Annotated in this window: 19 protein-coding genes; 6 read left to right on the top strand and 13 right to left on the bottom strand. The window is 60.7% G+C overall.

Going from position 1 to position 23,254, the window contains the following annotated elements; all coding sequences use genetic code 11:
- Positions 1–26 precede the first annotated feature (26 nt).
- Genes phnK through phnN form a run of 3 tightly spaced genes read left to right on the top strand, consistent with a single transcriptional unit; the run spans position 27 to position 2,062 of the window.
- The gene (phnK, locus tag N1037_17500) at positions 27–797 is read left to right on the top strand and encodes a phosphonate C-P lyase system protein PhnK (protein UWS81394.1); all 771 of its coding nucleotides are present in this window, start codon (positions 27–29) and stop codon (positions 795–797) included.
- Positions 798–809: 12 nt separating this feature from the next.
- Positions 810–1,493, top strand: a complete 684-nt coding sequence (gene phnL, locus N1037_17495; protein UWS79034.1) for a phosphonate C-P lyase system protein PhnL — start codon at positions 810–812, stop codon at positions 1,491–1,493.
- Positions 1,490–2,062, top strand: coding sequence for a phosphonate metabolism protein/1,5-bisphosphokinase (PRPP-forming) PhnN (gene phnN, locus N1037_17490; protein ID UWS79033.1), 573 nt, complete (start codon positions 1,490–1,492; stop codon positions 2,060–2,062). Before phnL ends, phnN begins: the two co-directional genes overlap by 4 nt.
- On the opposite strand, the gene N1037_17485 is transcribed toward phnN, so the two are convergent.
- On the bottom strand, positions 2,032–2,727 hold the full coding sequence (locus N1037_17485) for a DUF1045 domain-containing protein (GenBank protein UWS79032.1): 696 nt from the start codon (positions 2,725–2,727) through the stop codon (positions 2,032–2,034). The genes phnN and N1037_17485 overlap by 31 nt on opposite strands.
- 52 nt (positions 2,728–2,779) lie before the next feature.
- Between N1037_17485 and N1037_17480 the strand changes: the two genes are divergently transcribed.
- Together N1037_17480 and N1037_17475 are read left to right on the top strand one after the other, a co-directional pair.
- On the top strand, positions 2,780–3,922 hold the full coding sequence (locus N1037_17480) for an alpha-D-ribose 1-methylphosphonate 5-triphosphate diphosphatase (protein UWS79031.1): 1,143 nt from the start codon (positions 2,780–2,782) through the stop codon (positions 3,920–3,922).
- A gap of 354 nt (positions 3,923–4,276) precedes the next feature.
- Positions 4,277–6,337 carry an amidohydrolase family protein gene (locus tag N1037_17475; GenBank protein UWS79030.1) on the top strand — a complete coding sequence of 687 codons (2,061 nt, stop codon included), beginning with the start codon at positions 4,277–4,279 and terminating at the stop codon, positions 6,335–6,337.
- 167 nt (positions 6,338–6,504) lie between these two features.
- Here the strand turns inward: N1037_17475 and N1037_17470 are convergent, their stop codons facing one another.
- From N1037_17470 to N1037_17440, 7 genes are read right to left on the bottom strand one after another with little or no spacing between them, the layout of a single operon-like run.
- Positions 6,505–6,981, bottom strand: a complete 477-nt coding sequence (locus N1037_17470; protein ID UWS79029.1) for a class I SAM-dependent methyltransferase — start codon at positions 6,979–6,981, stop codon at positions 6,505–6,507.
- A complete protein-coding gene (locus tag N1037_17465; protein UWS81393.1) occupies positions 6,978–7,742 on the bottom strand; it encodes a polysaccharide deacetylase family protein in 765 nt (254 codons plus the stop codon). The genes N1037_17470 and N1037_17465 overlap by 4 nt, the downstream gene beginning before the upstream one ends.
- 20 nt (positions 7,743–7,762) lie before the next feature.
- On the bottom strand, positions 7,763–8,899 hold the full coding sequence (locus N1037_17460; GenBank protein ID UWS79028.1) for a glycosyltransferase: 1,137 nt from the start codon (positions 8,897–8,899) through the stop codon (positions 7,763–7,765).
- Positions 8,896–9,483 carry a histidine phosphatase family protein gene (locus N1037_17455; GenBank protein UWS79027.1) on the bottom strand — a complete coding sequence of 196 codons (588 nt, stop codon included), beginning with the start codon at positions 9,481–9,483 and terminating at the stop codon, positions 8,896–8,898. The genes N1037_17460 and N1037_17455 overlap by 4 nt, the downstream gene beginning before the upstream one ends.
- The gene (locus N1037_17450) at positions 9,480–10,580 is read right to left on the bottom strand and encodes a glycosyltransferase (GenBank protein UWS79026.1); all 1,101 of its coding nucleotides are present in this window, start codon (positions 10,578–10,580) and stop codon (positions 9,480–9,482) included. Before N1037_17450 ends, N1037_17455 begins: the two co-directional genes overlap by 4 nt.
- Positions 10,577–11,821, bottom strand: coding sequence for a glycosyltransferase family 4 protein (locus tag N1037_17445; GenBank protein ID UWS79025.1), 1,245 nt, complete (start codon positions 11,819–11,821; stop codon positions 10,577–10,579). Before N1037_17445 ends, N1037_17450 begins: the two co-directional genes overlap by 4 nt.
- Entirely contained in the window at positions 11,818–13,044 is a 1,227-nt protein-coding gene (locus N1037_17440) for a hypothetical protein (protein UWS79024.1), read from the bottom strand. Before N1037_17440 ends, N1037_17445 begins: the two co-directional genes overlap by 4 nt.
- Before the next feature lie 370 nt (positions 13,045–13,414).
- Here N1037_17440 and N1037_17435 point away from each other — a divergent pair, with 370 nt between their 5' ends.
- Complete coding sequence (locus N1037_17435) at positions 13,415–15,766, top strand: mechanosensitive ion channel (protein ID UWS79023.1); 2,352 nt, start codon at positions 13,415–13,417, stop codon at positions 15,764–15,766.
- A gap of 254 nt (positions 15,767–16,020) precedes the next feature.
- Here the strand turns inward: N1037_17435 and N1037_17430 are convergent, their stop codons facing one another.
- From N1037_17430 to N1037_17410, 5 genes are read right to left on the bottom strand one after another with little or no spacing between them, the layout of a single operon-like run.
- Complete coding sequence (locus N1037_17430) at positions 16,021–17,370, bottom strand: CoA transferase (GenBank protein ID UWS79022.1); 1,350 nt, start codon at positions 17,368–17,370, stop codon at positions 16,021–16,023.
- On the bottom strand, positions 17,367–18,521 hold the full coding sequence (locus N1037_17425; GenBank protein UWS79021.1) for an ABC transporter permease: 1,155 nt from the start codon (positions 18,519–18,521) through the stop codon (positions 17,367–17,369). The genes N1037_17430 and N1037_17425 overlap by 4 nt, the downstream gene beginning before the upstream one ends.
- A complete protein-coding gene (locus N1037_17420; GenBank protein UWS79020.1) occupies positions 18,518–19,546 on the bottom strand; it encodes an ABC transporter permease in 1,029 nt (342 codons plus the stop codon). The genes N1037_17425 and N1037_17420 overlap by 4 nt, the downstream gene beginning before the upstream one ends.
- Positions 19,546–21,480 (bottom strand): ABC transporter substrate-binding protein, encoded by a 1,935-nt coding sequence (locus N1037_17415; GenBank protein ID UWS79019.1) that lies wholly within the window; start codon positions 21,478–21,480, stop codon positions 19,546–19,548. The genes N1037_17420 and N1037_17415 overlap by 1 nt, the downstream gene beginning before the upstream one ends.
- Positions 21,473–23,245 (bottom strand): ABC transporter ATP-binding protein, encoded by a 1,773-nt coding sequence (locus N1037_17410; GenBank protein ID UWS79018.1) that lies wholly within the window; start codon positions 23,243–23,245, stop codon positions 21,473–21,475. The genes N1037_17415 and N1037_17410 overlap by 8 nt, the downstream gene beginning before the upstream one ends.
- Between the last annotated feature and the right edge of the window lie 9 nt (positions 23,246–23,254).

Here is a 23,254-nt window from a genome sequence, read left to right as displayed (position 1 = left end):
TGAGCTCTCAAACAGGAGACCAGGAGATGACACCGCTGTTGCAGGTGAACGCCCTGACAAAAATGTACGGACCCCGCATTGGCTGCAAGGATGTCAGCTTTGATCTCTACCCCGGTGAGGTCATGGGCATCGTTGGCGAAAGCGGGTCTGGCAAATCGACGCTGTTGAATGCCATGGCAGGCCATCACCCGCCGGATCGCGGCGAAGTGGTTTTTGACACCCGCGCCGATGGGCCGGTGGACACGTTGAAAATGTCAGAGCCAGAGCGCCGCATGCTGGGCCGCACCGACTGGGCCTTTGTGCATCAGCATGCCCGTGATGGGCTGCGCATGTCGGTTTCGGCTGGCGGCAACATTGGCGAGCGGCTGATGGCCGTGGGCGGGCGTCACTATGGCGAGATCCGCACCCAGGCTGCCGACTGGCTGGGCCGGGTGGAAATCAGCGACAGCCGTATTGATGACCGGCCCTCGGCCTTTTCCGGCGGTATGCAGCAGCGGCTGCAAATTGCCCGCAATCTGGTCACCGGTCCGCGGCTGGTGTTTATGGATGAACCCACAGGTGGTCTGGATGTGTCGGTGCAGGCACGGCTGCTGGATCTGCTGCGCAGCCTGGTGCGCGAAATGGGGTTGAGTGCCATCATTGTGACCCATGATTTGGCCGTTGTGCGCCTGCTGGCGGATCGGTTGATGGTGATGAAGGATGGTCATGTGGTTGAAAGTGGCCTCACCGATCAGGTGCTGGATGACCCACAACATGCCTATACCCAGCTCTTGGTTTCCTCGGTGCTGCAGGTCTGAAGGATAAAGACGATGATTGAACTTGAAAATGTGAGCAAGAGCTTCACCCTGCACAATCAGGGCAGCGCGGTGATCCCGGTGATGGAGCGGGTCAACCTGGCCGTCGCTGCCGGGGAATGTGTCGGATTGGTTGGCGCGTCGGGGGCGGGGAAATCCACTCTGATGCGCGTGATCTATGGCAACTACCTGGCGGCCTCGGGGCGGGTCATGGTGGGGGATCTGGATGTGGCTCAGGCCGAGCCGCGCCAGATCATCGCTCTGCGCCGTGAAACCCTGGGCTATGTCAGTCAGTTCCTGCGGGTGGTGCCCCGGGTGGCGGCACTCGATGTGGTGGCCGAGCCGCTGTTGTCGGTTGGCACCCCGATTGAGGCCGCGCGGGAAAAGGCCGCCAGTCTGTTGGCAGAGCTGAATATTCCAGAGCGGCTCTGGTCGTTGAGCCCGACAACCTTTTCCGGCGGCGAGCAGCAGCGGGTGAACATTGCCCGGGGCTTTGCCTATGACTATCCGGCGCTGCTGCTGGATGAGCCCACTGCCAGTCTGGATGCCAAGAACCGTGCCACGGTGCTGCGGCTCATTGAGGGCGCCAAGTCACGCGGGGCGGCCATTATCGGCATTTTCCATGATGAGGCTGCCCGCGACCAGGTCTGCGACAGCTTTATCGATGTATCGGCGTTTTCGCCGCAGGTGGCAGCATGACAGAGGCCTCTGCAATGGGGCCGGTGATCGCTGTCGTTGGGCCTTCGGGCGTGGGCAAAGACAGTCTGATGGAGGCCTTGGCTGCTGCGGATCAAAACCTCTGCCTGATGCGCCGGGTGGTGACCCGCGCGCCAGAGGCCGGCGGCGAGGACTACGATGCGGTGAGCGAAAGCGCGTTCAGCAAGCTGGTGGCGGATGGGCATTTTGCCCTGCATTGGCCTGCCCATGGGCTGCACTATGGCATCCCGCATCAGATCGAGGCGCTGCGGGCTGCGGGCAGGGGCGTGCTGGTCAATCTCTCGCGTGCGGTGTTGCTTCAGGCGCAAGAGGTTTTTGGCGATTTCATTGTTCTTTCTGTAACCGCCCGCCCGGAGGTTCTGGCAGAACGTTTGACACAGCGCGGGCGCGAGGACAGCGCCGAGGTTCAACGTCGCCTTGCCCGCGCACGCCAACCGCTGCCTGCGGGGCTACGGCGGCTGCACCAGATCGACAACAGTGGAGATCTGCAACAGGCAGTCGCAGCGGCACGTGCGGCGATCTATTCTACCGCTGTGCCAGAGAGGGCGTAGCGGTGGATCAGATGAAAGCTGCCATCGCTGTCTTCGCCCACAAGTGCGATATCGCTGATCGCCAATGGCCGGGGCAACAAGGGCATCAAATGTGCCTCAAGGGCGGCCTCTACAGCCGGCAGCTCCGCTTTGGGAAGCTTGCCAGTAAGGGTGAGGTGAAAGCGGAACTGCTCCAGCACGTAAGGATAGCCCCAGGTCACCAGATTGGCCTCTTGCGCAGGGGTGAGCCCCGCCGCACGGCGCTTTTCCAGCTCGGTCTGCGGCGCGGGCGCACGCAAGCCGTCCAGATCCCGGACGCAGGCCGCCGCAAGCCTGCCAAGGGCGGTTTCATCGCCGCTGACACGCAGAGCCAGAAAACGCCCCAGGCGGGCCAGATGCAGCCCCTCCAACACGACCGGAGCCTGGCTGGCCGCCAGGGCCGTGCAGGCCTGTTGCAGGTCGGCCAGGCTGTAGCCCTCGGCCAGCCGCATCGGCGGCTTCAGCGTTGCATGCAGTCCGTATTTACGCGGCACTGCAGTGATGCCCGCCAGATCCAGGCCAGAAATTTCCGGTTGGGCAGCGACCTGCCCAGCCGCCATATCCCAGCCCAGCCACTGGGTTGCAAAGACGCTCCAATCGGCTGCGGCCGGGGGCGCGTAATAGATCGCATATCGCGTGAATGTCACATTGGCCTCCTATACGTGGCCATTCCTATAGCTCGAAAGACGTGAAGCCCAGATGACAGATGAAATGATCCTTGCCAATGCCACCCTTGTGCTGCCCAGTGAAACACTGCGCGGCCAGGTTAAACTCCTGGGCGGAGAGATTGCGGATATTGCTGAGGGGACTTCTGTACCCCAGGGCGCAGTGGACTGTGAGGGCGACTATCTTTGCCCCGGTCTGGTTGAATTGCACACGGATAATCTGGAGCGCCATATCCAGCCGCGTCCCTCGGTTGACTGGCCCCATGCGGCCGCCATCATGGCCCATGATGCGGAACTGGCAGGCACCGGGATCACCACCGTTTTTGACGCCATGCGGGTTGGGTCGGTCAGCCGCAAAGAGAGCCGGTATGGCTCTTATGCGCGTGGGCTGGCGAATGAGCTTCTGGAGCTACGGGCAGCAGATGCGCTGAAGATCTCACATTTCCTGCACCTGCGGGCAGAGGTCTGTTCGGATACTTTGGTCGAAGAGCTGGCAGAGTTTGGCGAGGCGGACCGGGTTGGCCTGGTCTCTTTGATGGATCACACGCCGGGGCAGCGCCAGTTTCGTGACATTTCCAAGCTGGAGGCCTATGTCAAAGGCAAGCACGGGTTTAACGACGCAGAGTTTGCGGCGCATGTTGCCCATCTGAAAGCCCTGCGCGACAGCCATGGGGATCTGCATGAGGTCGAGGCGGTCAAAGCCGCCCGCCGCTTTGGCGCGGTGTTGGCCAGCCATGACGACACCACAGCTGAGCAGGTGGCCACCTCGGCCCAGCATGGCATCCATCTGGCCGAATTCCCCACTACAGTCGAGGCGGCACGGGCCTGCCACAGCCATGGCATCAAGGTGATGATGGGGGCCCCCAACCTGATCCGGGGCGGCTCGCATTCAGGCAATGTGGCCGCACGGGAACTGGCTGATCTGGAACTGCTGGATATCATCTCGTCAGACTACGTACCGGCCGCGCTGTTGATGTCGGCGGTCAAGCTGGGCGAGATCTGGGGCGATATGGCACGCGGATTGTCTACTGTCACCCAGGCACCAGCGGATGCGGTTGAGCTGTCTGACCGGGGCCGTATTGAGGTGGGTAAACGGGCGGATCTGATCCGGTTCAAGCTAATCGACAACACCCCGGCGCTGCGCGGCACCTGGGCGCGGGGGCAACGGGTGGCCTAACTTGGGCAAGTGTCACGCGGATCTGCAATCTAATTTGATGCAGGTCTGTGTGGTATCCGAAATGAACTGAAGGGGGATGGTTTTGCTGGGGGCGCAGCAGACTCGGCAGAGAAGACGTAATTTGTCCGCTGTGAGCCCATTTAGACTGACGAGCATCTCGACGCCAATGTACGCTTGGACGCTTGACAGATGATTGCAACCTTCCCGATAGTGCAGAAGTGTTGTCGATTTTCCCCCGGGCCTTAGAACCGCAAGCTTGGCGGAACTCAACACGCCAACACTACTGTGCAGATCACCTAAATAGATGGGTCCTCCATTATGCTTCGTTACGTCTCAGTTATAGCCAGCTTGATCGTGGCCTGTATTACAAGCAATGCAACCGCTTTGGAGCTCCCCAACCCAGCCGCTAAATTTTGCACTGAACAAGGCGGGGCATATTTCCTCGTAGAGGATACCGCTGGCCAACGCGGGATTTGCACCCTCGCCGACGGCAGTGAGGTCGACGCTTGGGCGTATTTCCGGGAGCAACATGCCTCTGTTGAGGAACGCAGTCTGATTGCCGACCGCATTTGGCTGGGCGGCCCAATCCTGACCATGAACGATGATGCGATGCGCGTTGAAGCCTTGGCAGAAAAAGACGGCGAGATTATCGGCGTTGGTGACGCGGGCGACGTAATGGCCCTTCAGGGCGCTGAGACTGAGATCATTGATCTGGCAGGCCGCACCATGATCCCCGGTTTCGTGGATGCCCACGGCCATGTGTTCATGATCGGCATTCAGGCGCTGTCGGCCAACATGCTGCCCGCGCCTGATGGCACGGTGAATGACATCCCCACGTTACAGCAGGTGCTGCGCGACTTTGCCGAAGCCCAACCCGAGCGTGTCGGTGCCGCAGGGCTGATCCTTGGCTTCGGCTATGACGACGCACAGCTTGCCGAGCAGCGTCACCCGACGCGGGACGAACTTGACGCTGTCTCAACCGACATACCGGTCTATGTCGTTCACCAGTCCGGTCACCTTGGCGTTGCGAACTCCAAGGCGCTGGAACTGGCGGGCATCACCGCTGACACGCCAGACCCCGCAGGCGGTGTGATCCGGCGGCGCGAAGGCAGCTCCGAGCCCAACGGTGTGCTGGAAGAAAACGCGGCAACTGTTGTGATTGGCGGCTTGCTGGGCGGACTGGATCAACAGGCCAACCGCGCGATTTTCCGCGCTGGCGTCGAATTGATCTCCTCTTTCGGATACACTACAGCGCAGGAAGGGCGCTCGATCCCCGCTGTGGCAAACCTGATGCAGGCGGTAGCCACCGAGGAAGGGCTGGACATAGATGTGGTGACCTATCCCGATGTGTTGGTGGACCGCGACTATATTCGGGCGAACCACTCCCGCAACTATACAGACCGTTTCCGCGTCGGAGGCGCAAAGCTGACCATCGACGGCTCGCCGCAGGGCTTCACTGCGCTGCGCGACCGCCCGTATTACAACCCACCCGAAGGATTTCGGGCTGACTATGCAGGCTATGCATCGGCATCGAATAACCAGGTCTTTGACGCCATCGATTGGGCATTCGAAAACGATGTTCAAATCCTTGTACACGCCAATGGTGAGGGCGCGTCGGATATTTTGATCGGCGCCATCGACACCGCGACGCAAACGCACGGGCCAGCCGACCGTCGGCCGGTTCTGATCCACGGTCAGTTCATGCGCGAAGATCAGGTGGATGCCTATAACCGACTGGATGTTTTCCCGTCCTTGTTTCCCATGCACACTTTCTATTGGGGCGATTGGCACCGTGATCGCACGGTTGGTCCCGTGGCAGCGGATAACATCTCGCCCACCGGATGGGTTCGCGAACGTGGCATGATGTTTTCAAGTCACCATGATGCGCCTGTGGCTTTTCCCGACAGTATGCGCATTCTTGATGCCACCGTGACCCGTCGGTCGCGCTCAAACGACATCATCGGTCCGGCGCAGCGGGTCGATGTGCTGACGGCACTCAAATCCCTAACGATTTGGCCCGCGTATCAGCATTTCGAAGAGGGTCGCAAAGGATCGCTAGAGGTTGGGAAACTTGCCGATCTGGTTATTCTGTCCAAGGACCCCACAGCGATTGACCCCGAAACGCTCGATACCATCGTGGTGCTGGAAACGATCAAGGAAGGCGATACAATCTATGAAGCCAGTCAGCGCGAGGGGCGTCTAAACTATCGCCCCCGCAACGACGGCACGGACCCTTATGCCGATTTTCTGCGCATCTTCACCGTGTCACACGAAATGCAGGGCGCCCCAAGATCGTTCAGTGCAATGCGTCCTTCACTTTTCGCGACCGCACCGCACTCCGGTGCCTGTATAGCGCGCACTTTGAGCGATATCATGACCGCCTCGCTTGTGACGGAAAGCTCTGGCAAAGAGTAGCTAGAGCAAAGTGTTCGGCGAAATGCAGACATTTGTTCGATTTGCAGGAAAGTAAACAAAGTCCGCAAAGCTGACATTTCGAATATGCGCCTCTATGAGACACTGATGCCTTTCAGTGAACGAGATCCAGGGAGATATGCCTGGTCGAAATTTTGTTTCAGCGGAGCTCAGGCGCGATAAAATAGGTAACGCCCTTCGGGGATGCCTTCGGGGCCTTTGAGTTCTTCAAAACCGACCAGGGGCTGACCTGACACCACGATGCCACCCTTGGCCATGACAGAGGCGATCACCGGCGACATGGCTGCGGCCTCTGCCACATCCTGTTCCTTGACGCCAAAGCCAAAGTCATAGTGGGCCAGGACAATTTTGTGGCCCTCGGATTTGAGACGTTCCAGCATCGGAACCGCCTCGCCCTGCAAAAAGTCTGCTTCGGGGGGCACACAGGAGGGATGGCACTGCAGGACCCGGTCAATGACCCAGACCCGGCGGTCGGGCAGGATTTCCCGCAGGTGGTCATAGGTGCGGCCATTGCCCAGCCCCATGTCCAGCACATCGCCAGCAACCCCTGCGATTTCTGCCGCAGCCCAGTTCAGCCCGTCGCGCTGGGCGGTAAAACGGCGCAGCATAGAATCCAATCGGCTCATTTCAGATCGTCCTTTGTGTCAAATTTCCAGACCTGTCCCGGCCCCTGCATCAGGCGCGCTATCAGCGCCTCGGTGAACTCCCAGATGGCCGCATCATGCACCAGGTGATGGGTGAGGATACCATAGGGCTCGCGGGTGTCTGCCATGCCTTTGCGGCGCGCGCGCAGCTGGTCGCAGATCTGCGCGATCAATCGCTCTGGCGCGGCCAGTGATCGGCTGCCTTTCCAGTCGATTGGGTCCAGATGGGTATTGATCTGCGCCAGCCCAGGCGCAGCCAGGGGGCTTGGGCGCGGGGTAAAGGTCGACAGGGCGGCAAAGCCCAGATCCGCGAGCGCGGGCACCAGATCCAGGGCAATCCGGTTCCAGGGCGGCACAAACATCGGCAGCAGCCGGGGGCCAAACAGCGCCTGCAAGCGGGCCAGTCCCTGCTGTATCTCGCCAAGTGCCACCTGCGCCGGGCGCTGGTCCGGGAATTCACATTTCTTTTGACCCTCGGGCGCCTGGTTCTGGTGGGCCCAGCCATGCACAACGGGAATGAGCTGAGGATGCTGCGCCACGTAGGAGGCCAGTGCGGATTGCGCCGTCTCGGGGATCACCGCCAGATGGACCGGCAGCCCCAGTTTTTGCGACACCGCACTCAGCTGGTCCAATTGCGTGGTTGGCGCAATGGCATCGTCGTCGCGCCACCACAGGGGCAGCTGCAGCCCCTCGGCCTGCCATTTGGCCAGTTCGGCATCAAGCGGGCTCCAATCGGCGGTCATGGCTGTGCTCATATCCGTGCTCATACCTGTGCTTTGACCAGATCATGGGCAATCTCTACCGCACGCCGGGCGCCGTCAAACTGAAACTGATCGGCTGAGCGGCGCGGCGCGCAACGCGCCTTTTCGACGGCTGCAATCAGGCGCTCCGGGGTCAGTTCGGCGGTGCGCAAAGCCTCAAAGCCTGCCAGCGGTGTCAGGCTTTGGGCGCGCAGGCTTTGTTCTACTTCTTTGCCGGCATCAAAGGGGATCAGCACGGCAGGTGTTTCTGCCTGCAACAGATCCAGCGCGGTATTGTAGCCGCACATGCTGACCGAGGCCGCCACATGGGTAAGCATCTGGCGAAAGTCCGGGCGGGCGGGCTCCAGTATCGCTGGCGAAGGGGTTTGGGACAGCTTTTCAATCCGGGCTTTGGCATCGCTGCCACCCACCAGTAGGCGCCAGGGGGTGTCGGGCATCAACCGCGCCGCCTGTAGGGCTGTCTGATAGATTTCATCGCCAACACTGCCGCCGCCAGCACTGACCAGTATCTCGCCACTGCCTTCGGCCGCAGGATGTGGCCCGGCGGCAGCCGGGGCGACAAATCCTGTGTAGTGCAATTTGGCGGCCAGCAAGTCAGAGACCGGCCAGCTCAGCTCCAGCCGGGTGGCCTTTGGGTCGGAATGCACTAGAACAGCGTCATAGAACTCTGCGATCACCGCATCTGCTTTGACGGCTTTTTCCGGCTTTGAGGGCGGCGCCAGAATATCGCGGATCGAGGCAAGGATTTTTGGCGGCTTGGGTAGCACCTTGGCTGCCTGCAGCAGAGCACGAAATTCATGGCGCAGGGAACGACGGCCAAAGGGATATAGCTCGGTGATCAGCAGATCTGGCTGCAGGAGTTGCAGGGCCTGGCACAGGGCCGACTGGCGCTGGTGATAATACCGCTCATCCGCCAGCGCTCCGCCGGGGGTCAGAAGCTGGGTGAAATTCACCCCGTCCGAGCGCAAGGCAGGCAGTTGCAGCAGATCTATGTCACTGGTGGCGAGCTGCGGCGCGGGGAAGCCGCCCGAGACGATCTGCACCCTATCGCCGGCAGCCTGAAAGGCGCGCCCCAGGGTCAGCGCCCGCGACAGATGCCCGGTGCCAAGCAGATGGGTGACGACGATCATGACCTTCATGGGGTGGGCCGTTTCAACAGGCGCACAGGTTCGGCCCAGGGGGACAGATCCTCGCCGTTCAGCTCAATAACAAAAAGCCGGTTGCGTTTGATGCGAAAGGGGGCGGGGCCGTCGAAATTCCACTGATAGGCCTGCGCCAGGATCATCCGCATGATGCCGATATGGCAGACCGCAACCGTGTCGCGTTCCAGGCTGGCCAGCCAGGGTTTGATCCGCATCCAGACCTCGGCGGGGCTCTCGCCGCCGGGCGGGCGGTAGTCCCAGCCCCAGTGTTCTATATCGCGAAAGCCACTGTTTGGGGCCGCCTTCAGCTCCAGGCCCTTCTTGCCCTCCCAGTCGCCCCAGAACATTTCTGTCAGGTTGGCGGCGGTTCGCGGGGTTTTGCCTGTGACCAGCTGGGCTGTTTCCACCGCCCGCGCCAGCGGGCTGGACCAGAGCGCGGCCTGATCCCAGGGGCTGGGCAGGGCAAATTCGGATAGCTCGGCACGGGCCTGGGCGTCGAGCGGGATATCGCTGCGCCCCTGGATCTGGCCTGCGCGGTTCCAGGCGGTATGGCCATGGCGCAAAAGAGCAAGGCGGATCATGGGCGTTCCTCAAGCAGGGGGGTGACGGCGCGCCAGAACCGGGCGCTGGCCGCCGGGGCCAGATGGTTGGCGGCGATCATCTCGCGGGCCTGAGTGCCTAGGTAGTGCCGCAGGCCCGGGTTGGATAACAGCTGTTGCAGTCTGGCGGTTAGCGCTGCGGCGCCAAGGGACACCTCTGGATAATTCTCAGGCTGGTTACTGGGCGCCAGAATGTCCCGCATGCCGGGGCGATCCTGCGCCACCACCGGAACCCCGTGGCTTTGCGCTTCGAGATAGACCATGCCAAAGGCCTCGTTGACGCCGGGCCAAAAGAATAGACTGGCCTGCTCATAGGCCTTGGCCAGTTCCGTGCGGGAGAGTTGGCCCAGAAAGGTAACCCGCTGGGCAAAGGGCGCCATCAGGGCCTCAACCTCGGGCCGGGCGGGGCCATCCCCGGCGATCTGCAACTGCCAGTTGCCCTGTAGCCCCCGGAGGCTGTCTGCGATGATCTGATAGGAGGCAAGCTTATCCCCGTGGCGCATCATGCCAACACTCAGCATAGGGCCATCCAATGTGCTGGCAGGAGGCAGGTTGGCGGCTGGCAGAAACGGGGGCAGGCTGTGCAGCGATTGGTCGGGGTGTTTGTCGCGGTCCAGCGTGATCAGGTCATTGGCGGTGAAATAGAAAATCACCGCTGCGGCATCTGCGGCCGCATGGGCAGACTGGGCAAAGTCCGCCCATGGGCCGGTCAAGCGCCGGGAGGCCCGGGTGCTTTCGATCTGTACATAGGGAATACCGCGCGCCCGCGCGACGAGGGGACCAATGAGATCAGGGGCCTTGTAGTAGTTGTGATAGGTGACCCAAAGATCCACGGCGGGCATCTCGGCACAGAGACGGCGGACCTCCTGGGTGGCTTTGTCTCTTAGCAGCGCCTGAAGCGCCGCATCGCCAGTCTTGTCAAAAACCTTCAGCTCGGTCACCAGATCAACCTCGGCGCCACCGGCCGCGATAATGTCGATCAGGTTGCGCGCCATTTCCCGATCGCCCGAAGGCACAGGGTGGCGCGGCGATTTCATCGGCGCATAAAAGGCGATCCGCTTGGTGCCTGCGGTGGTCATGAGCCCTGCAGCATGGTGTCCAGCCGGCTCACCAGCTGGGCAATGCCGGGGTCCATGCCAAAGTCGCGCCGCAGTCGTAACAGCGCGGCCTCGGCCATGTCTTGCGCCATCTTGGGATTCTGCGTCAGCGACAGGATCGCCTCGGCCAGGGCCTTTGGGTCATCCTTGCTGAGCAGCCCATGAGTGCCGCTGTCGATGAATTCGGGAATGGCAGAAACTGGCGTTGACAGGATTGGCAGCAATTGCGAGGCCGCCTCCATCAGCACATTGGGCAGCCCATCGCGATCCCCGTCCGCCGCAACCCGGCTGGGCAGGACAAACAGGTCAGAGGCCCGCATCGCCGCGATGACTTCGGGCTGATCACAGGCGCCCCGCCAGGTAATTCGCTGCGCGATACCGGCGTCCTGAGCCATGTCCTGCAACAGGTCATTGAGACCGCCGCCGCCAATATGTGTCCAGTGCCAGTCCAGATCCTGCGGCAGCAAGGCCATAGCGGCAATCAGCCGGTCAAAGCCCTTTTTCTCCACCAGGCGGCCAACCGACATCAGCTTCAGAGGGTCGCCCGCAGCCCGCCACTCTCGGGTGGGGGGGGCTGGGAAGCGTGCCAGATCCAACCCGTGATAGATCAGATCAATGCGGCTCGGGTCGTCTGACATCTGTTGCAGATGGCGGGCACCAAAGCCAGTGCAGGTGGCGCCAAAGGCTGCGCCGTGATGCTGGCTTGATAGTTTTTCGCTGATTTCCCAGTCCGGTGAGGTCCAGATGTCCTTGGCATGGGCCGAAAAGCTCCAGGGCAATCCGCGCATGATGGCGGCATAGCGCGCTACAGAGGCGGGGGTGTGCAGGAAATGCGCGTAGAGCCCCAGCACCTCGGCGGGGGCTTCGGCGGCCAGAACGCATGCCTGGCCAAAGCGGCGGATGCGGTTGCGGCTGGGATCGCGGGCCAGATCTGCACGCCAGATGCGGTAAGCCTCTGCATAGCCCGGCAAGGCCTGTGCCTCGGAGCGGGCGGCCCAGACACGGTCAGGTTCCTGATACAGATATTCGGGCAGATAGCGCACCTTTGCCTTCAACCGCTCATGCAGTGGATGGCGTTTGACATCGGTGGGGTGGCGCAGCGACCAGATCTCAAAATCCAGGCCAGCCTCTTCCAGGGCGACAAGCTCTTGGGCGATAAAGGTTTCCGAGAGCCGTGGCCAGCCTTTGACCAAAACCGCCAGGGAAGGGTGCTCTGTGCTCATTCAGCGGCCTTTCGCGGCAAGTCGTGCAATAGGGACGCAACCCGCCGGGTGACGCAGTCCAGCCCATCCAGCAACCCATCTGAAAAGGCGGCTGAGGGTGGTTTTTGCGTCGCCAAGGCGCGGATCGCCTTGGTCATGGCCTTTGGCGTCCAGCCATCGCGCTTTTCATCCAGCATGGAAACCAGGCCCAGCTCCTCGGCCCGGCTGGCGCGGATCCATTGTTCCAGCCGTGGCGTAGTGCGGGGCACGATAACAGCCGGTTTATCAAAGGAGAGCACCTCGCAGAAGGTGTTGTAGCCGCCCATGCAGACAACGCCCTGGGCGCCGGAGAACAGCGTCTCAATTCGCGATTCAAACCCCACAGAGGTAACCCGGCCCTCAAGAGCGGCAACACGGGTCTCAAAGGCCTCGCGGGTTTCGCCAGAGAGGAAAGGGCCGTAGACCAGCACGGCGCGTGGTGACAGTGCTGGGTCTTGTTCATAGGCTGACAACACCAGATCCACCATCATGGCGCCGTCGCCGCCACCGCCGGGGGTGATCAGCACATATGGCTGCTCGGGCGGGTCATCCCAGGCCCCGAGATCGCGCCGCAGATAGCCGGTCCAGTGCATCCTTGCCCGTGTGGCCGGGCTGAGCTCCAGCCCCTGGGTTGGATCGTAGATGGTGGACAGGCCATAGACCCAAATTTCGTCGTAGTAATTTTCGGTGGCCTCAACCGCCTCTTTGCGGGCCCATTCTGCGGCCAGGACGTCAGGCTCGTCCAGCACATCGCGCAGACCCAGGACCAGCTTTGTCCGGGCCTGCTCTGCCAGCAGTTTCAGCGTCGGCAGCAGTTCACCACGAAATCCGGTGGGTTCTTTGTCCACGATCAACACATCCGGGACATATTGTTCTGCCACAGAGCGGATCAAGCCACTGCGCAATTTTGTTGTCTCTTCGATGTTCATGCCCATGGTGCGCGAGGCATAGCTTCCGTCAGAGCGTTTGATCACCCCAGGCAGGCGCATATGATCGACACGGCTGGGAAAGGCAAAACGGCCCGCCACCGGCGACCCCGTCAAGATCAGAGCCGAAGCGGAGGGATCTGCAGCAGTAATTGCCCCTGCCAAGGCACGGGAGCGGCGCAGGTGACCCAGCCCGAATGTATCATGGCTATACAGCATTACCCGAGGGCCGCGTTGTTTGGCATTTTGCTCGAGCGAGAGATCTTTAGTCGAAGTCATTGGCTAGCCTGCAGCTGTACTACAGTTTGGGTGGTGCAATAGGAAAGTGCCGAAATCAAGGGGGGTAACCTTTCAAACTCCCGAAATTGGGCGAAATGGCAGGCAGGTGACAGCTCTTTGCCGTCTGACAGCCGTTCCCTGGGCGCAAGCAGACACAGCAACGCGTCGGGGCTGTGGTGCTGTCTGTGCTGAATTTGCCGGGGGCAGCCGGGGCGGAACACCGGTCCGCGACACTGAGGCGAGACATGGGCGAGGGTGTTGTTTCTGCAATCTGTTCAAATTCTCTTGTGGTGAAAACCGCTGCTTACAATTGTGGAGAGGGGGTCTTGTCGTTACCGTGAAAATACCATTTGAGCGGAGCCCGTCAGTTATGATTCATAGATTTTCCCAGTTTCTCTGTTTCAGCCTCGTGCTGTTTGTCTGCGCGGTGGTGCTCCCGGGGGCTGGCCTTGCACAGGATGCAGCGGATGCGACCCCTGATCCGGTGGCCCGGGCGGTGGAGCTGGCGGCGGAAAGTGGTCTTGGGGTAATTATTGTCGATGGCAATGGGTCTGTCACCTCACCCTCTCCTGTGGCGACCAAGGTTGCCCCCTCGCCGATGGAAGGACATTCGTCGTTGATGAAGGCGCAGACGGAGTTTCAGGCTTTCCGCCAGGAGCTTAACAGCCGTCTTGAGGCGCTGCCCTATTCGATCTTTGAGATGAAATACATCCTGCGCCAAACCAGCCCGGACGGGCGCATCCGCACCTATGCCGAGGTCCTGGGGTGGAGCCTGTTGTTTCTGCTGATCGGGCGCTGGCTGTCGGTTGAGATCTACGGCAAACGCATCGCCAAACGCTATGTAGTGGCCCGGATAAAGGCAGAACCAGAAGGCTATTACGAGAAAATGCCTTTTCTGGTCTATCGCTTCTTTATGGGTGTTTTAGGAACCATCGTTGCGATGGTTTTTGCCTTATTGGCCTCGTTGATCATTTTTGGTGCATCGGGCGACAGTTCCGTCGAGTTCACCGTGACCGCGATCTATACCGCGTTTTTTGTTGCCAGCATCGTGTCCGACCTGTGGCGGATGGTGCTGTCGCCCTATCTCAGCCAATATCGGATGCCGGTGTTTTCCGATAGCGACGCCAGGCGGCTGTATCTTTCGGCCTCTGTACTGGCGACCTATGATGTCTTTTCATTGATTTTTGCCACCTGGGTTCACGATTTTGGGCTGAACTACAATGTCTACGCGTTGGTCTCTGGCTTTCTGGCTTTGCTTGGGGCCTTGGGCGGTCTGGCCCTGATCGGCTTCAATGGCAGGGCTATTTCAAACGCAATCCGGGCAGGGCGCAGCAAGGAAGACTGCTCCTGGCTGCTGCGCGTTCTGTCGATGGCCTGGGCGCCCGTCATGGTCGTTTATATCGTCTTTGGTTGGTTGAACCTGGCGTTTGATCTGGTGTTGGAGCGGGAGATGTCAGTGCCCTTGATGGCTGGGACCTACATGGTTCTGACCTCCATTCTGGTTGTCTATGGGGTTATAAACTACGGCATTGAGGCTGTTAGCTATCGCCGCCGTCTCCCAGAGGGGCTTGCCCCTGCGCCTGTCCTGGGCTCCGAAGAGGGGAACGCGGATGGCATGCTGTCCGAAATCTCTGAGGACGAGATCAAATCCATGTCCCAGAGGCAGGGATACAGGCTCTCGACTTTTCAGGAACTGGCGCGCCGGGTGGCGGGTATCCTTGCCTTTTTGGTGGGCGCCTATTCGCTGGTCCTGGTTTGGGCCCCCGAAGCCAGCTGGATGAAGACCACGGTTGCCGAGCGGGCGTTTGATGTCATTGTTATCCTGTTTTTGGGCTATATCGTCTATCACACTGCGCGGATCTGGATCGACAGCAAGATTGATGATGAGGTCGGTGACGTGCCGGAGGCAGAGCTTGGGGATGAAGGTGGCCATGGCGGCGCCAGTCGTCTGGCCACGCTTCTGCCGCTGTTTCGCGGCGTTATCCTGGCCGTGGTGGTAGTGTCGATCATTCTGATTGTACTGTTGGAGCTGGGGGTGAATGTCAGCCCGCTGTTTGCTGGTGCTGGTGTAGTCGGTCTGGCCGTTGGGTTTGGGTCGCAAACCCTGGTGCGGGATATCTTTTCGGGGGCATTTTTCCTGCTGGATGATGCCTTTCGCAAGGGCGAATATATCGACATTGGCGATGTCAAAGGCACGGTAGAGAAAATCTCGGTGCGCTCGTTCCAGCTGCGTCATCATCTGGGTGCGCTGCACACCATTCCTTTTGGCGAGATCAAGGTCCTGACCAATTATTCGCGCGATTGGGTGATGATGAAACTGCCGCTGCGGGTGACCTATGACACAGATGTGGAAAAGGTCCGCAAGTTGATCAAGAAGCTTGGGCAGGAATTGCTGAGCGATCCGGTCATTGGCGACAGTTTCATGCAGCCCCTGAAGTCGCAGGGGGTGATTGAAATGCAGGATTCTGCAATGATCATCCGGGTCAAATTTATGACCAAACCGGGTGACCAATGGTTGGTCCGCAAGAAAGTCTATCAGGATATTCGTGAGCTATTCGCCCGCGAAGGCATAAAGTTTGCCCATCGGGAGGTCACAGTGCGATTGGCCGAGGATCAGGTGGAGGATATGCCGCAACATAAGAAAGAAGCCATGGCAGGCGCCGTGCAGGCGGCCATTGATGAGGACATCCTGGATGTGAACGGCGAGGGGGATGATCGCTAGACACTGGAGCTGCCTGGAGGTGTCCGTGGCGCCTTAACATGACCGTGCTGTGCAAACGCCTAGGGGGCCTGCGTCATTGGTCTATCCATATGAAGGGGGGCTCCCGCCCCCAATGCGATCCGCTGACGCGCCTCGATTGGCGTTGGGCCGGGCGCCGGGCCTGCGGCCCGGCGGGGGCGATAGCGGCCTTGGAGTGCTAGGATCTAAACGCGGGACAGTGCCCCCTGTCCTTAGTCTTTAGGTGCCCTTGGCCCTTAGGTTAGAGGCCAGCGGGCGGGGGCGCTGCTGCAGGCCTGCGCGGGGCGGTGCCAATGCATCTGGGTGGCGCCAACCTGCAAAGCGGGGCGCAGCCGCAAAGCCGGCCCCCAGCTGCTGTCTTCGACCTCGGGCGCGTAGTCTGCTGGCTGAGAGCCTGAAATCTTGGGCCCCGTGAGCTGCTGCGGTATCTGCGCCAGCTGCTCTGCCATGCGGGCGAGGGACAGCCGGGCGCTGGCAGCGCGCTGGGTTGTGGTCGCCGAGGTCAGAGCATTGAGCACAGCGGCAGCCATCATATAGCCGGTGGCATGGTCCAGAGCCTGCACGGGCAGCGGGGTTGGCTCGTCAGCCCCGGCCCATTGAGCGCCCCTGTCCGCGATGCCGGCGCTCATCTGTACCAGGCTGTCAAACCCGCGCCGTCCTGCCCAGGGGCCGGTCCAGCCATAGGCATCAAGTGTGACCTCTATCCGGTTGGCGGCGATGTGGTCGCGGGTGGCGAGGTCCAGTCCAAGCCCGTCGAGCGCGCCAGGGCGATAGCCATGTACCAGAACATCGGCCTGGGCCAAGAGGTCTTTGAACCGCTGCAGCCCGCCGTTGTCCCGCAGGTCGAGACTGGCCATGGATTTGCCCAGGGATATGTCTTGGATCACCCCTGGTTCGTCCCAGCCCGGCGGATCAATCCGCAGCACCTCGGCGCCAAAACCGGCCAAGGTCCGGGTGGCGATAGGGCCAGCGAGAACCCGCGTCAGATCTAGCACGCGCAAACCTGCCAGAGGCCGCGTGGCGGTCGCCTGGGGGCGATCGCGCAGCAAAACGGGACGCGGTGCGACCCAGTTTATCAGCGGTTCTTGTTGCACGGCCTGTCCCTGGGGATGCGCCAGCCACTGCTCCCTGCTGCGCATAAAGGCGGCGACACCGCCCTGGGCGACAACCGCAGTTTCAAGCGCTTCCCCCTCCCATGTGGCGACCGCTGCGGTCACGGCTGCGGGGTCTTCGGCGCAGCCCAGAACCAAAAGGGCGGCAGCGCGGTGATGGGGCAGGTTGGTATGCAGCCGGATCCAACCGTCCTTGCAGCGGTAGTTGCCGGCAATCGGATCCCACAGGCTGGGGAGCTTCCAGCCCTGGGCCGCGAAACTGTAGCCAAACCAAAGCGAGGCAAGGCGCTGATCCACCGTTACCGGCTGGGCGTTGGAGCCGAGACCTGTCGCCTGCATCAGCAGCGCCAGCTGCTGGCCAACGGCGGCGAGGCTGGCATTGGCCAGCTCGCTGACGGCATAGGCGCTGTCATAGCGCCCCGTGCCAGTGGTTTGATAGCTCTCGGGGCTGGGGAAGTCTTGCAGCTGGCTCATTGTTGATAGGGGTCCAGACTGTCGCGCAGCCCATCGCCAAAGAAGTTGAAGGCCAGCACGATGATGACAATCGGCAGCATCGGAATGGCGGTCCAGGGATAGATCTCGATTGAGGCGAGGTTTTGCGCATCATTGAGCATCACTCCCCAGCTGACCGCCGGCGCTCGCAGCCCGAGGCCGAGGAAAGACAGAGCCGTCTCGCCCAGGATCATCGCCGGGATCGACAGGGTGGCAGAGGCAATCAGATGCGACATGAAGTTGGGGATCAGGTGCTTGCGGATGACCCGACCAGAAGAGGCCCCCATCATTTCCGCCGCCCGGACGTATTCCTCTTCGCGTAGCGACAGGAACTTGGCCCGCACAGACCGTGCCAGCCCCGGCCAATCCAGAATGCCCAGGATCACCGAGATGATGAAAAACACCGCCACCGGTGACCAGTTTGATGGCACCGCTGCCGACAAGGCCAGCCACAGGGGCAGCTCTGGCAGCGAGCGCAAAACCTCGATCACCCGGTTGATTACCCAGTCAATCTTGCCGCCAAAATAGCCCGCAATCGAGCCAAAGAAGATGCCCAGCACAAAGGAAACCGAGATCCCGATGAGACCAACCGTCAGCGACAATTGCGCCCCGTAAAGAATGCGGCTGAAAATATCACGCCCCAAGCGGTCAGAGCCCCAAAGAAACAGCGTCGCCCCTTCGGGTGCACAGAACAAATGGGTGTTTGACGGGATTAGCCCGGCAATATTGTAGCGCTCTGCCTGGCAAAAGAACTCAAGCTTGAGCGGATTGTCGAGATCCGGTTTGAACACCCATTGAAAGGTCTCAAGATCCGCCTCGGAGGTCATGGGATAGATGAAGGGGCCGAGAAATTCGCCGTCATGGAAGAAGTTAATCGACTGCGGTGGCGAATAGAGGTTTTCGCTCATGCGTTGGTTGGGGCCATAGGGGGCGATAAAGCCGACGACAGGCAGTAAAAGATAGCAGATCAGCAGGAAGGCCCCCGAGATCAGCCCCAGCTTATGGGTTTTGAACTTGCGCCAGATCAGCACCCAGTTGGGGGCATCCAGATCCTTGCGCTCCAGCTCCAGCAAGGAGGCCTGGGGATCATATGGCGCGTCGTCAACAAAGCGTCCGTCAGGAAGTTGGGTCATGCGTCACGCCCCTCGTAGCGAATGCGGGGATCCAGCAGGACCAGCAGCACGTCTGAAATCATCGTTCCAATCAGCGTCAGCAGGGCGACAAACATCAAGACAAAGCCGGAAAGAAACATGTCTTGGGTCTTGAGTGCGGTCAGCAGGGTGGGGCCGATGGTCTGCAATCCCAGAACAACGGAGACCAGAACCGAGCCGGAAATCATCGCCGGCAGCAGGTTGCCAATATCGGCGACAAAGGGGTTAAAGGCCACCCGCAGGGGGTATTTTGCCAGCATCCGGGCAGGCCCCATGCCCTTGGCCACGGCGGTTTCCACATAGGGTTTGCCCAGCTCGTCCAGCATATTGGCGCGCAGCCGCTGCATCATCGCCGAGGCCCCGGAGGTGCCGATGACAAAGGTAGGCACAATCAGGTGGATGAGAATGGATTTCACCTTTTCCCAGCCCATGGGCTCGCCCTCAAAGGCGGGGTCCATCAAGCCACCAATAGGCAGGTTGAACCAGCGGTGCCCGTAATAGAACAGGATCAGGGCGAGCAGGAAATTTGGTGTGGCAAGGCCAAGGTAGCCAATAAACGCAGAGGTATAATCGACCCAGCTGCGCGCCCGCGCCGCCGCCAGAACCCCCAGTGGCAAAGCCACCACATAGACAAACACCACCGCCGCAAGGTTGACCAAAACGGTGAGCCAGAGACTGTCGCCGACGATTTCCGCCACCGGGCGGTCAAATTCAAAGGACCAGCCAAAATTGCCCTGCACCAAACCAGAAAACCCATGCGGTCCGGGCAGGAAGCCAACCCAGATAAAATACTGCTGCCACAGGGGTTTATCCAACGCGTATTCGCTGCGCAGGAATTCAGCCTTGGCGACGCCGGCAGACTGGCCGCTGGCGCGCAGCTCTGCGATCTGATTGGAGAGATAATCGCCGGGGGGCAGGTTGATGATGACAAAGACCAGGATGGAGACCACCCAGAGCGTCAGCAACATGGTGCCAAACCGGTAGAAGGCGTAGCGCAGAATCTCCATCAGCCTTCACCGTCCTGAAAATAGAATTCGTCGGGGCGATAGACGCCAAAATGGGCACCGGGTTCCCAGGCCCAGATGGCCTGTTCGGGTACATTGTGCAGCCGGTTTGACACCACCACCGGCTGCGGCGCCGCTGCGACAATGCCAATTCCGTAGACTTGATCCGCGTGGATCGAAAGCATTTGGTGCCAGATTTCGGCCCGCTCAGCGTCGTCGGCGGCCAGCTCCCACTCATGCAGCAGTTCCATCAGGCGCTGAGCGTGCTCCATGTCCGGTGCCTCGCCGGCGGCGCCACCGGTCTGGTAATACTGCCCCCATTTGGGCCAGGCCAGAAACACCTGATCGGTGGGCGCAAGAAAAGCGGGAGAGGTATGTTTTTGCGGCAAGCCATTGTCCCAGCCGTACCAGACCGAGGCCATGGTGGTGCCGGAAAACACCCGGTTGCGCAGAATGTCGCGATCCAGCGGCCGCATGATCAGCTTGACGCCAATGTCGTTCCAATCGTCGGTGATGATCTGTAGCGCATTTTCCACTTCCTGGCGTTCGCCTGCGGTCTCGACCACCAGCTCCATGCGGCGCCCATCGGGCAGATGGCGAATGCCGTAGCCGTCCTTTTCGGTAAGCCCGGCCTGATCCAGCAGTTCGTTTGCCTGTTCAGGGTCAAAAGAGGCCCAGGCCTCGCGGAATTCTGGTCTAAAGAAAGGGCTTCGTTCCAGCACTGACATTGCCCCGGGCTTGGCCAGTTTGAAATAGAGCGCCCGGTTGATGGCTGCCCGGTTGATTGCCAGCGACAGGGCTCGACGCACCCGCACATCACGCAGGGTGTCGCGCCAGACCGGGTCGGCGGTGTTCAGGTTTGGATAGATGGCGATCTGTGATGCAGCGCCGGTTCCCCAAAGGTAGGTCCTGTAGGTGTCCCCGTCGTTTTCGCCCTTGCGCAGGATGGGAATGTCACGAAAGCCAAGACCGCGGGCCTGCAAATCTGCCTGACCTGCGTTGGATTTGGCCGCGACCAGACCACCGGCCACGATCTCCATCTCGACGGTGTCAATATAGGGCAGTTGTACGCCCCGGCTGTCGACCCGGTGATAATAGGGATTGCGGACAAACTGATGGCGGATGCGTTTGCCGGCAGTGGCATTCATCCAGGGTTGCAGGGTTGGTAGCTCGTGATTGTCGAACTTGTACATGTTGTCGTATTTATTATGCAGGGCGGCCCAGCTTTTGACCCGGGCATAGTCCACCTCTTCGGCCAGGGTGTCGGCATCGGCATAATCGGCGTGGAATTGTTTCAAGTAGGCCGAAGGGCGGTAGATGAAGGGCGGGCGTGCCTGAGCCAGGTTTTGCAGGAACTGCGGATGAGGCACCTGCCACTCAAAGATAACGGTGGTCTCATCCGGGAAACTGACCTGGGGCAGCTTGCCCTCTGCAAAGAGAAAATCCGGTGGCCCGGCGGGGCTCAGCAGCGGATTATTGGCGATGTCTTTCCACCAATATTCAAAATCAGCCGAGGTAAAGGGATCCCCATTGGACCAGCGATGGCCCGGACGCAGCCGCAGGGTGTAGCGCTTGTTTCCCTCGTTTTCATAGCCCAGCAAAATATCTGGCTGCAATTGGTAGTCTTCGGAATATCCCATCAGTCGGGCATAGCCGTAGACCACCATTTGACGGATGTCTTTGGAGCGGGTCACCATGGTGTTGAGCGTGCCGCCCTGCACACCAAACTGGCGCCCTTTAGCTGCCAGATCCACAACCAAGGGCGCATGGGGCAAGCGTTCAGAAATGGGGGGCAGATTGCCGGCGTCAACTTCTGGTTTCCAGAACCCGCTTTCGACAAAACTGGGCCCGGCATGCCCCGGCAGCGGCAGCAGCAAGAAGCTGGCAGCAAGCACCGCAGAGGCACGGGTGAGAAGTTTTTGTGTGGCTCTAAACATGGCAGCGTACCTTGTGTCCGGGCTCGAGCGGCACAAGCGGCGGCGCGTCAGAGCCTGAGAATCTAAAGTGTTCGGGCCAGTCCTCGGGGCGACCGGCCCCCTGCGCCACCAATTGCAGATTGATCGGGCGGTGAATGTCCGGCTCGGGTTGGGCTGCAATCAGGGCCTTGGTGTAGGGGTGCTGAGGATTGTGAAACAGGGTTTCGGGGGTCGCTTGTTCGACCACCAAGCCACGCCGCATCACAGCGACCTCGTCGGCGATCCGCGCTACCACGGCCAGATCGTGACTGATGAACAGATACGAGAGTTGTTTTTGATCGCGAATTTGCTCCAACAGGCGCAGAATTTGCTCCTGCACCGACACATCCAGCGCCGAGGTGGGCTCGTCGCAGACCAGCAGGGACGGATTTAGCATCAGGGCGCGGGCAATCGACAGGCGCTGGCGTTGCCCCCCGGAAAAGGCATGGGGATAGCGCTGCAGCATGTCTTCGCTCAACCCGACCATTTGCAGCATGTCGCCAGCCTTTTCACGCCGTTCAGCCCGGTTGCCGATGCCGTGGATTTCCAGGGGTTCTACCATGGTGTCCAGAATACGCATTCTCGGGCTCAGCGAGGAGTAGGGATCCTGAAACACCATCTGAGCCTCGCGCTGAAAGGCGGTGCGGGCGGTGCGATCCATCTTGTGCACTGCGATGGGTTCGGCCCCGGCTGTGGCGCGAAACAGCACTTCGCCGCCGTCGTCCGGCGGTTCGGCCCCCAGGGCAATCCGGGCGGCTGTGGTTTTGCCTGAGCCGCTTTCACCGACGATGGCCAGGGTCTTGCCACGGGGCAGCTGCAGATCAATGCCGCGGCAGGCATAGATCAGGCTGGGGGCTTTCCAGCCTTTGCCAGCGCGCATGCTATAGGTTTTTGAAACCGCGTTCAGCTCCAGGATCAGATCTTTTTGTTCTGGCATGGCCTTGGGCGCTGCGGCTGCGGGAATTTTTGGCGCGGCCTTGATCAGCGCCTGGGTGTAGGCATGGGCCGGGCTGGACAGTAGCGGCTCGGCGGCGCCGGCTTCCATCACCCGCCCCTTGTGCATGACCACGACCTGTTCGGCCATATTGGCCACCACGCCCAGATCATGGGTGACCAGGATCATCGCCATACCCGTGTCGCGTTGCAGCTCCTTCATCAATCCCAGAACCTGCGCCTGGGTTGTCACATCCAGCGCGGTTGTCGGCTCATCTGCGATCAACAGCTTGGGCTTGGCCACCATGGCCATGGCAATCATGGCGCGCTGCCGCATACCGCCAGACAGCTCAAACGGATAAGAGCTGTAGGTGCGTTCTGGATCGGGGAATCCGACGCGTTCAAAACAGGCAAGCACCTTCTTTTTTGCTTCGGCCTCGCTTTGGCGCCCATGCAGCCACAGCACCTCGGCCACTTGATTGCCAATGCGGTGCAGCGGTGACAGGGATCGCATCGGTTCCTGAAAGATCATGGCGATTTGGTTGCCGCGCAGATCGCGCATTCCAGCCTCGGGGAGATGCACCAGTTCTTTGGAGCTGGCGCCATCGTTAAACTGGATGCTGCCAGTGCGGATTTGCGCTGCCTTTGGAAGAATGCGCAGAACTGCGCGACAGGTCACGGTCTTGCCGGATCCGCTTTCACCGACCAGCGCCAATGTCTCGCCGGGGGCGACGTCAAAACTGACCCCGCGCACAACGGAGTCATCCTTGCCAAAGCCGATGCTAAGGTCCTTTACCGAGAGCAGAGGCGCCATTCAGTGCTG

Origin of the sequence: Phaeobacter sp. G2, assembly GCA_025163595.1 — a bacterium.
Lineage (GTDB): Bacteria > Pseudomonadota > Alphaproteobacteria > Rhodobacterales > Rhodobacteraceae > Pseudophaeobacter.
This window is presented reverse-complemented; position numbering and strand designations above follow the sequence as displayed.